Consider the following 13,032-nt stretch of genomic DNA (forward strand, 5'->3'; position numbering starts at 1 on the left):
CCCCCACCCCGCCACCCGGTACCGTAAACAGAATGACCACACCGCGGGAGACACGCAGGAGCAGCGGGGCCGCGGCGCGCAGCGGCCCGCGGACGCTGGCCGAGGAGCTGCGCACGAGAGCCGACGACGCGCTCGCCGAGCTGCTGCGCGCCCGCCCCGACCTCCTCAACCCCGTCCCCGGCGACCTCACCCAGCTCGCCACCCGCGCCGGCACCCGCGCCTCCGTCGTCCGCGCCCTGGAGCGCCTGGACCGGTTCGCGCTGCAGACGGCCGAGGCCTTGGCCGTGGCCCCCGACCCGTGCCCGTACGCCGCCCTCGCGGCCCTGATGACCGGGGACGCGCCCGAGGACGACCCCCGCATCGCCGAAGCGCTCCCGCGCGCCGTGGCCACCTTGCGCGAGCAGGCCCTGGTCTGGGGCGGCGAGGACCGTCTCCGTCTGGTCCGCACCGCCCGCGAGCTGCTCGCGCCCAGCCCGGCGCACCCCTCCCCCACGGGCCTCGGCCCGAGCGTGGCGGAGGCGACGGCGGGCATGTCCCCGGGCCGGCTGCAGCAGATCATCGCCGCCGCGGGCCTGCCCGGCACGCACGACCCGGTGTCGGCCGTCGCCGCGCTCACCGCCTTGTTCGAGGACCGCACCCGGATGGCGGAGCTGCTGGCGAACGCCCCCGCCGAGGCGGCCGCGGTCCTGAACAAGCTGGTGTGGGGCCCGCCCTACGGCACGGTCACCGCCGACCCGGCCCCGCACCTGCGCTGGCTGCTCGACCGCGGCCTGCTGCTGCCCGCGACGCCGGGCAACGTGGTCCTGCCGCGCGAGGCGGCGCTGCACCTGCGCGCGGGCCGCGCGCACAGAACGCCCGAGCCGGTGGCCCCCGGCCTCGAACCGGCCACGCCGCACTCGGCCCGCATGGTGGACGCGACCGCGGCGGGCCAGGCGTTCACGGCCCTGGCCACGGTCGAAGAGCTGCTGTCCGCCTGGGAGTCGGACGGCCCGCTCGTACTCCGGGCGGGCGGCCTGGCGGTGCGCGACCTCAAGCGCACCGCGGCCGTCCTCGACACCACCGAAACCGCCGCGGCCTTCTGGATCGAGCTGGCGTACGCGGCGGGGCTGCTGGCTTCCGACGGCGAGGTCGACGAGCGCTACGCCCCCACGCCGGCCTCCGACGACTGGCTGCACCTGCCCGCCGAGCAGCGCTGGGCGCGCCTGGCGACGGCGTGGCTCGCGGCCACCCGCACGCCGGGCCTGGTGGGCAGCCGGGACGCCAAGGGCCGTCCCCTCAACGTTCTCGGCGCGGAGCTGGACCGCTCGCCGGCGCCGGAGGTCCGCCATCGTGCCCTGGCCCTGCTGGCCACGCTTCCGCCCGGCACGTCGGTCGCGGTGGACACGCTGCTGGACCGCATGCACTGGGAGCGTCCGCCGCGGACGCCGGCGGAGCCGGGCACGGAGGACCTGCGCACCCGTCTGGTGCGCTGGGCGCTGGCGGAGGCGGAGCTGCTGGGCGTCACGAACCGCGGCGCGCTGTCCGCTCCGGGCCGGGCGCTGCTGGGCCCCGGGGAGACGGAACCGGCCGCTTTCCCGCTGGGTGACGCCGAAGCAGGGGGCTGCGCCGTGAGGGCGGCCGCCCTCCTCGCCCCGCTCCTGCCGCAGCCGCTGGACCACATCCTGCTGCAGGCCGACCTGACGGCGGTGGCTCCGGGCCCGCTGAAGCGGCCGCTGGCCCGGATGCTCGGGGTGCTGGCGGACGTGGAGTCCAAGGGCGGTGCCACGGTGTACCGCTTCACGCCCGCGTCGGTGCGGCGCGCGCTGGACGCCGGGCAGACCGCGGCGGACCTGAAGGCGTTCCTGACGGAGCATTCCCGCACGCCCGTGCCGCAGCCGCTGGCCTATCTGGTGGACGACGTGGCCCGCCGCCACGGGCACCTGCGCGTCGGCGCGGCGTCGTCGTACCTGCGCTGCGACGACGAGGCGATGCTCGCGGAGATCCTCGCGGACCGCCGTTCGGCCGCGCTGCGGCTGCGCCGTCTGGCTCCGACGGTGCTGGCGGCGCAGGCCGCGCCGGATGCCCTGCTGGAGGGCCTGCGGGCCATGGGCTACGCCCCGGCGGCGGAGTCCGCGGAGGGCGATGTGGTGGTGACCCGGGCGGATGCGCGCCGCACGCCGCCGCGCACGGCTCCGGCCCCGGTGCCGGAGGGCCCGCCGGTGCCCGACGAGACGCTGCTGGGCGCTGCGGTGCGGGCGATCCGTGCGGGGGACCTGGCGTCGACGGCCGAGCGCAAGCCGGTCGCGGCACCGGCCCCGTCGGACGGCGGCCTGCCCCGCACCACCTCGGCGGACACCCTCGCCACGATGCAGGCGGCGGTGCTGACGGGCGCCGCGGTGTGGATCGGCTACGTGAACGCGGAGGGCGCGGCGAGCCAGCGCGTCATCGCTCCGGTGCGGGTGGAGGGAGGCTTCGTGACAGGTTACGACCACACGGCGGACGAGGTGCGGACGTATCCGCTGCACCGCATCACGGGCGTGGCGGAACTGGCGGACGAACCGGCGTAGCACTCAAGCCCTCACCGCACTGACCGCGCTCACCGCACTGACCACGCTCACCACGCTCACCACGCTCACCACGCGGCCCCCCGTTTCGCTCCCCGGCCACGTAAACTTAGGAGTTTCGCGCGGTGGGCCGGCCGGGCCCGGTTGTGGAGGTACGAGTGTCCTGCTTGATCGTCCAGAGCGACAAGACGCTGCTCCTGGAGGTGGACCACGAGCAGGCCGACGCATGCCGTCGCGCCATCGCCCCCTTCGCCGAGCTGGAGCGCGCCCCCGAGCACATCCACACCTACCGGCTCACGCCGCTCGGCCTGTGGAACGCCCGGGCCGCGGGGCACGACGCCGAGCAGGTCGTCGACGCTCTCGTCACGTACTCGCGCTATCCCGTCCCGCACGCCCTCCTGGTGGACATCGCGGAGACGATGGACCGCTACGGGCGGCTGAAGCTGGTCAAGCACCCCACGCACGGGCTGGTCCTGGAGTCCACGGACCGGCCCGTCCTGGAGGAGATCCTCCGTTCGAAGAAGGTCCAGCCGCTGGTGGGTGCCCGGATCGACCCGGACACGGTGGCCGTGCACCCGTCCGAGCGCGGCCAGATCAAGCAGACGCTGCTGAAGCTGGGCTGGCCGGCGGAGGACCTCGCGGGGTACGTGGACGGCGAGGCGCACCCGATCGAGCTGGCGGAGGACGGCTGGGCGCTGCGTCCGTACCAGCAGCAGGCCGTGGAGGGGTTCTGGCACGGCGGCTCGGGCGTGGTCGTGCTGCCGTGCGGCGCGGGCAAGACGCTCGTGGGCGCCGGTGCGATGGCCAAGGCGAAGGCGACGACGCTGATCCTCGTCACGAACACCGTCTCGGCCCGTCAGTGGAAGCACGAGCTGATCAAGCGCACGTCGCTGACCGAGGACGAGATCGGTGAGTACAGCGGCACGAAGAAGGAGATCCGGCCGGTCACCATCGCCACGTACCAGGTCCTGACGACCAAGCGGAAGGGCATCTACCCGCACCTGGAGCTGTTCGACTCGCGCGACTGGGGCCTGGTCGTCTACGACGAGGTGCACCTGCTGCCGGCGCCGGTCTTCAAGTTCACGGCGGATCTGCAGGCGCGCCGCCGCCTGGGCCTGACGGCGACGCTCGTGCGCGAGGACGGCCGGGAGTCGGACGTCTTCTCGCTGATCGGCCCGAAGCGCTTCGACGCGCCGTGGAAGGAGATCGAGGCGCAGGGCTACATCGCGCCGGCCGACTGCGTGGAGGTGCGCGTGAACCTCACGGACTCCGAGCGGCTCGCCTACGCGACGGCCGAGACGGAGGAGAAGTACCGCTACTGCGCGACGACGGCCACGAAGCGGCGCGTCACGGAGGCGCTGGTGGCGCGGCACAAGGGCGAGCAGACGCTGGTGATCGGGCAGTACATCGACCAGCTCGACGAGCTCGGCGAGCACCTCGACGCGCCCGTGATCAAGGGCGAGACCAGCAACGCCCAGCGCGAGAAGCTCTTCGACGCGTTCCGGCAGGGCGAGATCTCGGTGCTGGTGGTCTCGAAGGTCGCGAACTTCTCGATCGACCTTCCGGAGGCGACGGTCGCCATCCAGGTGTCGGGCACGTTCGGCTCGCGGCAGGAGGAGGCGCAGCGGCTCGGCCGGGTGCTGCGCCCGAAGGCGGACGGGCACGAGGCGCGCTTCTACTCGGTGGTCGCCCGGGACACCGTCGACCAGGACTTCGCGGCGCACCGGCAGCGGTTCCTGGCCGAGCAGGGTTACGCGTACCGCATCGTGGACGCGGATTCGCTGCTCGCGGGCGAGGAGGCGTAGGTCCGGGACGCTCCGGCCCGGCCCCTGCGGAGGGGGCCGGGTTCAGGCCTTGCGGGCATCGGCGTACTGGCCGAGGACGACGACGCTGACGGCCGCGCCGGCGAAGGCCTTGATCGCGCGGAGGGCGTGGGCGAGGGGGGTTTCGGTGGCGGCGGAGTCCGGGTTCCCGGTTGCTGTGTTCATGTCTCCATGATGGTTTCCCGGACCGCCCCGGACATCGGCCTGCCGGTGTAAAAGCGCAGGCCCGCGCGTACGACCCCAGCATCATGGCGTCCTACGGGAGGTGGAGGCCGACCCTGACAACCAGCCCCGGGGTCCCCCCTGAGGCCCCCCGGGGCGCGGAAATTCGCTCGCACGCCCCCGGCCCGCTGACTACAATCTCCCCTTCCCGCCCGCCTCCCGCGGCGCCTGCCCCGCAGCGTCCGCCGCCCGGAGCGCGGCCGCCGACCGGACGGAAACCGGCGGCTTCCGATCGTTTCGTTCCGCCGTACGTCTGGAGGCTCTGCCGTGCCCGCGCCGCAAGTGACCACCCACGCGAACGACCCTTTGGAGCGGGAGCGCACCCACCTCTCCTCCTCCCGCGCCGCGCTGCGCGCCATGCGGGAGGACGTCCAGGCCCTGGACATCAAGGACGTCACCGCGAACTGGGTCAACGCCGCCGTCCTGGAGCGGCAGATCGAGGACCGCATCACGGCGCTGGCCGACCTCGCGCACACCCCGCTGTTCTTCGGGCGGCTGGACTACGCGCACGCACCGGGCGCCGATCAGGCGGAAGGGGCGCAGGGCGAGCAGTTCTACATCGGCCGCCGGCACGTGCACGACGCGGACGGCGACCCGATGGTGATCGACTGGCGCGCGCCCGTCTCGCAGCCGTTCTACCGCGCGTCCAAGAAGGAGCCGATGGACGTGCGGATGCGCCGCCGCTTCGGCTACACGGGCGGCGACCTCACCGCGTACGAGGACGAGGACCTCACGGACACCGCCTCCGGCGACCAGGCCAGCAAGCTGCTCCAGGCGGAGATCGAGCGGCCGCGCGTGGGCCCCATGCGGGACATCGTGGCGACGATCCAGCCGGAGCAGGACGAGATCGTCCGCGCGGGGATCGGCGGCACGGTGTGCGTGCAGGGGGCGCCCGGCACCGGGAAGACGGCGGTCGGCCTGCACCGCGTGGCCTATCTGCTGTACGCGCACCGCGAGCGCCTCGCCCGCACGGGCACGCTGGTCATCGGCCCGAACCGGTCGTTCCTGCACTACATCGAGCAAGTGCTGCCGGCGCTGGGCGAGTTGAACGTGGCGCAGGCGACGGTGGACGACCTCGTCGCGCACGTGGAGGTGCGCGGCACGGACGGCGCGGAGGCCGCCCGCATCAAGGGCGACGCCCGCATGGCGGAGGTGCTGCGGCGTGCGGTGCGCTCCGGGGTGAGGATGCCGGAGGAAGCCGTGGTCGTGGTGCGCGGCTCGCGGCGGTGGCGGGTGCCGGCGCACGAGGTCGAGGAGATCGTCCGCGAGCTGCTGGCGCGCGACATCCGCTACGGCGCGGCCCGCGAGGCCCTGCCGCAGCGGATCGCGCACGCCGTGCTCGTGCGGATGGAGCAGGCGGGCGAGGCGCCGGACGACCGGGTGCAGGACGCGGTCGCGCGCAACGCCGCCGTGAAGGCGGCCGTCAAGGCGGTGTGGCCCGCGGTCGATCCGGTGAAGCTGGTGCTGCGGCTGCTGTCGGACGCGGAGTTCCTGGCGGAGCACGCGGACGGGGTCCTCTCGGCGGAGGAGCAGGCGGAGATCCTGTGGGCGAAGCCGGCGCGCGGCGTGAAGTCGGCGAAGTGGTCGGCGGCGGACGCGGTGCTGGTCGACGAGGCGGCGGATCTGGTGGCGCGCACGCCGTCGCTCGGGCACGTGGTGCTGGACGAGGCCCAGGACCTCTCCCCCATGCAGTACCGCGCGGTGGGCCGGCGCTGCACGACCGGTTCGGCGACGATCCTCGGCGACCTCGCGCAGGGCACGACGCCGTGGGCGACGGCCAGTTGGGAGGAGGCGCTGGCGCACCTCGGCAAGCCGGAGGCCGCGGTGGAGGAGCTCACGCAGGGCTTCCGCGTGCCGCGCGAGGTGATCGCCTACGCGTCGCGGCTGCTGCCCGCCATCGCCCCGGGCCTGGCCGAGGCCACGTCCGTGCGCGAGGCGGCGGGCGACTTCTCGGTGCGCGCGGTGGCCGCCGGGGAGCTGGACGAGGCGGTCGTGGCCGCGTGCCGGGAGTCGCTGGAGCGCGAGGGGTCGATCGGCCTGATCGCGGCGGACGCGCGGATCGGCACGCTGGGTGCGCTGCTGGCGGAGGCGGGCCTGCCGCACCTCGCCCCGGGCCGGGAGACGACGGCGGAGGCCCGGCTGACGCTGGTGCCGGCCTCGCTGGCGAAGGGCCTGGAGTACGACTACGTGGTCCTGGACGAGCCGGCGGCGGTCGTCGCCGGAGAGCCGGACGAGCGCACGGGGCTGCGGCGGCTGTACGTGGCGCTGACGCGATCCGTCTCGGGCCTGACGGTGCTTCACGCACAGCCGCTGCCTGAGCAGTTGGCGTAACCGCCCCTGCGGGGTGAGGCCCTACCGCGCCTCGCTCTCCAACCCCCTGAGCAGCGCGTCCAGCAGCCCCGGGAACCGCTTGTCGAGATCACCGCGCCGCAGCTGTACGAACCGGTTGCGGCCGGAGACGCGCGTCGAGGTCACCCCCGACTCGCGCAGCACCTTCATGTGGTGCGACACCGTGGACTTGTGCAGGTGGTCGAGGCCGAGCCCGCTCAGGTCGCAGGCGAACTCCTGCCCCTTCAGGTACACCGACAGCAGCTGCAGGCGCACCGGGTCGCCGAGCGCGTGCAGCACCTTCACCAGCTGGATGTCCTCGGCCGCGGGCTGCGGCAGCCACTCCTCCGTCATGCGCCCTTCCCTCCTCGACCCCCGGCAACTGTTTGACAATTATCCACACATCCCCAATTGTTTGACGAGCATCCAACGATGCGGCAATGCGTCGCGTCCCGAAGGGGGATCCTGTGCGTCTGCGACTACTCCTGCTCGCCCTCGGCACCTTCGCCGTGGGCACCGACACCATGGTCATGGCCGGCATCCTCGGCCAAGTCGCCGACGACCTGGACGTCTCCGTCGTCGCGGCCGGCCAGGTGGTGACGGTCTTCGCGCTCTCGTACGCGCTGCTGGCCCCGGTCCTCGCCGCCGTGACCGCCCGCTGGCCCCGCCGCCGCCTGCTGCTCACGGCACTCGCCGTCTTCACCGCCGCGAACGCCCTGAGCGCGCTCGCCCCGGACTACCCGACGCTCCTCGCGACCCGGGTCCTGGCCGCCGCCGGAGCCGCGCTCTACAGCCCGAACGCCAGCGCGGCCGCCACCACCCTCGTCCCGCCGGAGCGGCGCGGCCGGGCCATCGCGACCGTGCTCGGCGGGATGACCGTGGCCACGGCCCTGGGCGTGCCGCTCGGCACCTACGTGGGCCGGGCCGACTGGCGGCTGACCATGTGGCTGGTCACCGCGCTCGGCGCCGCGGCCCTGCTGGGCCTGGCCGCCTTCCTCCGCGAACTGCCCGCGCCCGCCCGGGCCGTGGGCCTGCGGGAGCGGCTCGCCCCGCTGCGCGACGGGCGCGTGCTGGCCGCCGCGGCGACGACGTTCGCCTTCTTCATGGCGTTCCAGTCCGTCTACATCTACCTGGGCACGGCCGTCCGCCCCGCGACCGGCGGCGACGCGGACCGGCTGAGCACCGTCCTGCTGGTGACGGGCATCGCCTCGTTCGCGGGCAGCTGGCTCGGCGGCCACGTCGTGGACCGCTGGGGCGTGCGCAAGGTCCTGCTGACCGGCAGCGTGGTCTCGGTCGTGTTCTTCGCGGCGCTGCCGTGGCTGGGCCGGACGATGACGGGCGCGCTCCTCTACGCGGTGGCGGTGCCGCTCGCGGGCTGGTCGATCTCGGTGGCCCAGCCCCACCGCCTGGCCTCCCTGCGCCCCGCCGACGCCCCGCTGCTGCTCTCCCTCAACAGCAGCGCGCTGTACCTGGGCATGGCCGCGGGCGGCGGGACGGGCAGCCTGGCGATGGCGCTCCTGGGAGAGCGCTGGTTCCCGCTGGGGGCGTCGGCGCTGGCGCTGGTGGCGATGGGCATCGCGGCAGCGACGACCAGGGCCCCGGCACCGGCACCGGCACCGGCACCGGCACCCAGCGCACCGGCCCGCCCCCGGGCGACGGCGGACCGCTGAGCCCCGACGGCACGGCCGGGCACGGCACCGCGGGGCACGGCACCGCCGGACCGCGCCGTCGTGGCACCTCGTCGCCGCAGCGGGAAAGCTCTCAGCGGCGCGCCGAGCCGCACGGCGGCCTCAGGCGGCGTCAAGAGGCCGGGCCCGGCGCCGGCGGTCGCGCCGCGACCGGCCGCAGGCCGCCCGCTACGCGTCCAGCGCCTCGCGCCACGTGCGCACCGCGCCGGCGTCCACCGGTCCGGACCACCCGTCCGGGCGAGCGGCGCCGCCGATGTGGAAGGCGGAGATGCCGGCGCCGCGCAGCACCGGCAGGTGCTTGAGCTGGAGCCCCCCGCCCACCATGATCCGCGGCTCGTAGCCCGGCTCGTCGGAGCGTCCCGCCTCCGCGACCAGCGTGGCGAGGCCGTCGTCGACGCCGGTGGGGGACCCCGCCGTCAGGTAGGTGTCGAGGCCGGGCAGATCGGCGAGCTGCTTGCGCAGGGCGTCGCGGTCCGCGGCCCGGTCGACGGCGCGGTGGAACGTCCAGCGCGCCCGCGGCCCGATCGCGTCGGCGAGCGCGGCGACGGCCGTGAGGTCGGCGCGGCCGTCGTCGGTCAGGAAGCCGAGGACGAATTCGCAGGCCCCTTCGGCGGCCAGCGCGCGGGCCTGCTCGCACAGGGCGGACAGGGCCGCCGCGTCGCCCGCGGAGAAGCCGTCGGCCGCCCGCAGCATGACGCGCACGGGGATGCCGACGGCGTCCCGCACCGCGGTGAAGGTCTCCAGGGTCGGGGTGAGACCGTCCGCGGCCATGTCGGTGACCAGTTCGAGGCGGTCCGCCCCGCCGTCCTGCGCCGCCTCCGCGTCCCGCGGACCGAGCGCGATCACCTCAAGAATTGGTCTAGACATATTGCACAGCCTGCCATACGCGGGCCCCGCGCCAAAAGCGGTGCCCCACAATTGGCCCCATGGCAGCCACGACCGAGCACCCGTCCGGCCCCGCCCTGCGCCGGCGCTGGCAGGAGACCGTCGACCGCGCCCGCGGCGGCGCAGCCTCCCCGGACCCCGGCCCGTACGCCGAGGACCTGCTGCGCCGCTGGTCGGAACCGCAGCGCCGCTACCACACGGTCGATCACCTGGTGGCGGTCCTGGACCGGGTCGAGGAGCTGGCCGCGCACGCCGCCGACGCGGACGCCGTCCGCCTCGCCGCCTGGTTCCACGACGCGGTCTACCGCCCCGACCGCTCGGAGAACGAGGAGCGCAGCGCGCACCTCGCCGAGCGCGCCCTGCCCGATCTGGGCGTCGGCGCCGCCCGTACGGCCGAGGTCGCCCGGCTCGTACGGCTGACCGTCGGCCACGACCCGGCGGCCGGCGACCGGGACGGCGAAGTGCTCTCCGACGCCGACCTGGCCGTGCTCGCGGGCTCGCCGCAGGAGTACGCGGCCTACGCCGCCGCCGTGCGCGAGGAGTACGGCTTCGTGCCGGACGCGGCCTTCCGCGAGGGGCGCTCGGCCGTGCTGCGGCAGCTGCTGGCCCTGCCCCGGCTCTTCCGCACCCCGCTGGGCTACGACCGCTGGGAGGCGGTCGCGCGCCGCAACCTCACCACCGAACTGGAACTGCTGGCCGGCTGACCGCCCCGCTGCACGGCCCACCGCACGGCGAGGTGAACGGCACCCCGCACGGCACGGGCTACGGCCGTTCGTGCTTGGGCCGCCGCAACCCCGCGCCCACCAGCAGCCGCACGAGCTCCTTGCTGCTCGCCTCCACCGCACCCAGCCGCACGGCGTCCCCGTAGGACGTCGACGGCACGTCGTAGTGATCGCGGTCGAACGCGCGGGAGGGAGCGCCGAGCCGCGCGGCGAAGGCGTGCAGCTCGTCGTACGACACATCGCTGATCAGGTGCGACCACATGCGGCCGTGCCCGGGCCAGACGGGCGGGTCGATGTAGAGCGTCATCGGCGCCTCACCGCAGGGCGCCGGCGAGCGAGCCGACGGGGGCGACCAGGACCGTCTGCTTCGTGCACGCCCAGTGCGGGTCGGGCCCCAGCTCCGGCTCGACCTCCAGGGCGTGCAGGTCACCCGACCGAGTGCAGACCGGGCACAGCGGCCAGCGGCCGTAGCGCTCCAGCAGGGCGTCCTGGACGTCCTGGGCTATGAGCCCGACCACGAACCCCGCGCCCTCCGGCCACTGCTCGACCCACCACCGCCGCTGCGCCACCGCGTCCTCGACGAGGGAGACGACGTCGGCCTCCGCGACGTCACCCGCCACCAGGTCGGCCAGGATCAGCGCACGCGCCGTGTGCAGCGTTTGTTCGAGCTCCATACGGTCCATTGTCCCGGACGGGGGCGGTTGACGGCTCACCACCCTGAAAATACCTTTCAAAAGGTGAGCAGCAAACTGAAAGAAACTACCGGCGGCGACCGCGCGGTCCCCGCTCCGGCCGACGCCCCCACCGCGCCGCCCGCCCGCGGCGCACCCGCGCCCGGCGCCCTCGCCGCCAAGGTCCGCACGCTCGCGCCCTCCATGACCCGCTCGATGCAGCGCGTCGCCGAGACCGTCGCGAGCGACCCCGCGGGCTCCGCCGCGCTCACCGTCACCGGCCTCGCGGAACGCACGGGCACGAGCGAGGCCACGGTCGTGCGCACCGCCCGCATCCTCGGCTATCCGGGCTACCGCGACCTGCGGCTCGCCCTCGCCGCGCTCGCCGCCGAGCAGGCCGCCGGCCGCGCCCCGGCCGTCACCGCCGACATCGACGTCGACGACCCGCTGCCCGCCGTCGTCGCCAAGCTCGCCCAGGAGGAGGCGCAGTGCCTGGCGGACACCGCCGCCGCCCTCGACACCGCGCAGCTGGAGGCCGCGGTGGCGGCGCTCGCCGGGGCCCGCCGCATCGACGTCTACGGCATCGGCGCCTCCCACCTCGTCGGCCAGGACCTCGTCCAAAAGCTCCTGCGCATCGGCCTGATCGCCCACGCCCCCACCGACCCGCACCTGGCCGTCACCAACGCCGTCCAGCTGCGCGCGGGCGACGTCGCCGTCGCCATCACCCACTCCGGCCGGACCACCGACGTCATCGAACCGCTGCGGGTCGCCTTCGAGCACGGCGCGACGACGCTCGCGGTCACCGGCCGCCCGGAGGGCGAGATCGCCCAGTACGCGGACCACGTCCTCACCACCTCCTCGGCCCGGGAGAGCGAGCTGCGCCCCGCGGCCATGTCGAGCCGCACCAGTCAGCTCCTCGTGGTGGACTGCCTGTTCATCGGCGTCGCCCAGCGGACGTACGACTCCGCGGCGCCGGCCCTGTCCGCCTCGTACGAAGCGCTCGCCCACCGCCACGCCCCGCGCTCCCCGCGCTGACCGCAGCCGGCCCGCCCGGCCCGCACGGAAAGAGCCGTCCGCCCATGGCCTCTTCAGCGTCGTCGTCCTCCGCATCGGCCGCAGCCGCGTGCCCGTCGCCCGCGCAGGCGGCGGCTTCCGCGCCGTCCGACCCGCCCGCGGCATCCGGCGGCCCCGCCGCGCCGGGCGTCTCCGCGCCCTCCGGCGCGCCGCAAGCCCGCAGCGCCCTCCGCTCCGAGCTCGCCGCCCTCACCACCGAGGCGTTCCGGCCCGACCTCGCGGACATCGACCGGCTGCCCACCCTCGACATCGCCCGGATCATGAACGGCGAGGACGCCGGCGTCGCCGCCGCCGTCGCCGCGCAGCTGCCCGGGATCGCCGCCGCCATCGACGCCACCGCCGCCCGGATGGCCCGCGGCGGAAGGCTGATCTACGCGGGCGCCGGGACCGCCGGCCGCCTCGGCGTGCTCGACGCCAGCGAGTGCCCACCGACCTTCAACACCGACCCCTCGCAGGTCATGGGGGTGATCGCGGGCGGCGCCGCGGCGCTCGTCACCGCCGTCGAAGGCGCCGAGGACAGCCGGGAGCTGGCCGCGGGCGACCTGGCCGCCCTCGGGACCGGCCCGGCCGACACCGTCGTCGGCGTCTCCGCCTCCGGCCGCACCCCCTACGCGGTCGGGGCCGTCGAGCACGCCCGCGCCGCGGGGGCGCTGACCATCGGGGTGTCCTGCAACGCCGGTTCGCCCCTCGGCCGGGCCGCCGACCACGCGATCGAGGTCGTCGTCGGCCCCGAGCTGCTCACCGGCTCGACCCGGCTGAAGGCGGGCACCGCGCAGAAGCTCGTCCTCAACATGCTCTCGACGATCACGATGATCCGGCTCGGCAAGACCTACGGGAACCTGATGGTCGACGTGCGGGCCACCAACGACAAGCTGCGCGCCCGCTCCCGGCAGATCGTCGCCCTGGCCACGGGCGCCTCCGAGCAGGAGGTGGAGGACGCGCTGACGGAGACCGGCGGAGAGGTCAAGAACGCCGTCCTCGTCGTCCTGGGCGGCGTCGACGGGCGCACGGCCGCACGCCTCCTGGAGGAGGCGGGCGGTCACCTGCGCGCCGCCCTCCGGACAGCCCGTGGGTAA

At 75.0% G+C, this 13,032-nt stretch carries 12 protein-coding genes; 7 read left to right on the plus strand and 5 right to left on the minus strand.

Annotated features, from left to right (window positions below; genetic code table 11):
• The first annotated feature begins 32 nt into the window (after positions 1-32).
• Together ACSNOG_RS12175 and ACSNOG_RS12180 are read left to right on the plus strand one after the other, a co-directional pair.
• The gene (locus ACSNOG_RS12175; RefSeq protein WP_436752622.1) at positions 33-2,546 is read left to right on the plus strand and encodes a helicase-associated domain-containing protein; all 2,514 of its coding nucleotides are present in this window, start codon (positions 33-35) and stop codon (positions 2,544-2,546) included.
• Positions 2,547-2,701: 155 nt separating this feature from the next.
• Entirely contained in the window at positions 2,702-4,348 is a 1,647-nt protein-coding gene (locus tag ACSNOG_RS12180) for a DNA repair helicase XPB (protein WP_436752623.1), read from the plus strand.
• 42 nt (positions 4,349-4,390) lie between these two features.
• Here ACSNOG_RS12180 and ACSNOG_RS12185 read toward each other — a convergent pair whose 3' ends face one another.
• Positions 4,391-4,531, minus strand: coding sequence for a hypothetical protein (locus ACSNOG_RS12185; RefSeq protein ID WP_436752624.1), 141 nt, complete (start codon positions 4,529-4,531; stop codon positions 4,391-4,393).
• Between the two features lie 324 nt (positions 4,532-4,855).
• On the opposite strand from ACSNOG_RS12185, the gene ACSNOG_RS12190 reads away from it, so the two are divergent.
• Positions 4,856-6,919: a HelD family protein gene (locus ACSNOG_RS12190; protein WP_436752625.1), complete on the plus strand. Its 2,064-nt coding sequence runs from the start codon at positions 4,856-4,858 to the stop codon at positions 6,917-6,919.
• A 21-nt stretch (positions 6,920-6,940) separates the two neighbouring features.
• On the opposite strand, the gene ACSNOG_RS12195 is transcribed toward ACSNOG_RS12190, so the two are convergent.
• Complete coding sequence (locus ACSNOG_RS12195; RefSeq protein ID WP_436752626.1) at positions 6,941-7,270, minus strand: ArsR/SmtB family transcription factor; 330 nt, start codon at positions 7,268-7,270, stop codon at positions 6,941-6,943.
• Positions 7,271-7,383: 113 nt separating this feature from the next.
• Between ACSNOG_RS12195 and ACSNOG_RS12200 the strand changes: the two genes are divergently transcribed.
• Positions 7,384-8,586, plus strand: a complete 1,203-nt coding sequence (locus ACSNOG_RS12200) for an MFS transporter (RefSeq protein WP_436752627.1) — start codon at positions 7,384-7,386, stop codon at positions 8,584-8,586.
• Between the two features lie 186 nt (positions 8,587-8,772).
• Here the strand turns inward: ACSNOG_RS12200 and ACSNOG_RS12205 are convergent, their stop codons facing one another.
• Positions 8,773-9,471, minus strand: a complete 699-nt coding sequence (locus ACSNOG_RS12205; protein WP_436752628.1) for a copper homeostasis protein CutC — start codon at positions 9,469-9,471, stop codon at positions 8,773-8,775.
• A 59-nt stretch (positions 9,472-9,530) separates the two neighbouring features.
• Here ACSNOG_RS12205 and ACSNOG_RS12210 point away from each other — a divergent pair, with 59 nt between their 5' ends.
• A complete protein-coding gene (locus tag ACSNOG_RS12210) occupies positions 9,531-10,193 on the plus strand; it encodes an HD domain-containing protein (RefSeq protein WP_436752629.1) in 663 nt (220 codons plus the stop codon).
• Between the two features lie 58 nt (positions 10,194-10,251).
• On the opposite strand, the gene ACSNOG_RS12215 is transcribed toward ACSNOG_RS12210, so the two are convergent.
• Positions 10,252-10,518, minus strand: a complete 267-nt coding sequence (locus tag ACSNOG_RS12215) for a DUF4031 domain-containing protein (protein WP_436752630.1) — start codon at positions 10,516-10,518, stop codon at positions 10,252-10,254.
• A 7-nt stretch (positions 10,519-10,525) separates the two neighbouring features.
• Positions 10,526-10,894 (minus strand): hypothetical protein, encoded by a 369-nt coding sequence (locus ACSNOG_RS12220; RefSeq protein ID WP_436752631.1) that lies wholly within the window; start codon positions 10,892-10,894, stop codon positions 10,526-10,528.
• Positions 10,895-10,948: 54 nt separating this feature from the next.
• Here ACSNOG_RS12220 and ACSNOG_RS12225 point away from each other — a divergent pair, with 54 nt between their 5' ends.
• Entirely contained in the window at positions 10,949-11,917 is a 969-nt protein-coding gene (locus tag ACSNOG_RS12225; RefSeq protein WP_436752632.1) for a MurR/RpiR family transcriptional regulator, read from the plus strand.
• Between the two features lie 44 nt (positions 11,918-11,961).
• Positions 11,962-13,032, plus strand: coding sequence for an N-acetylmuramic acid 6-phosphate etherase (gene murQ, locus ACSNOG_RS12230; RefSeq protein WP_436752633.1), 1,071 nt, complete (start codon positions 11,962-11,964; stop codon positions 13,030-13,032).

This window comes from Streptomyces sp. URMC 124 (assembly GCF_051386455.1).
Classification (GTDB): domain Bacteria; phylum Actinomycetota; class Actinomycetes; order Streptomycetales; family Streptomycetaceae; genus Streptomyces.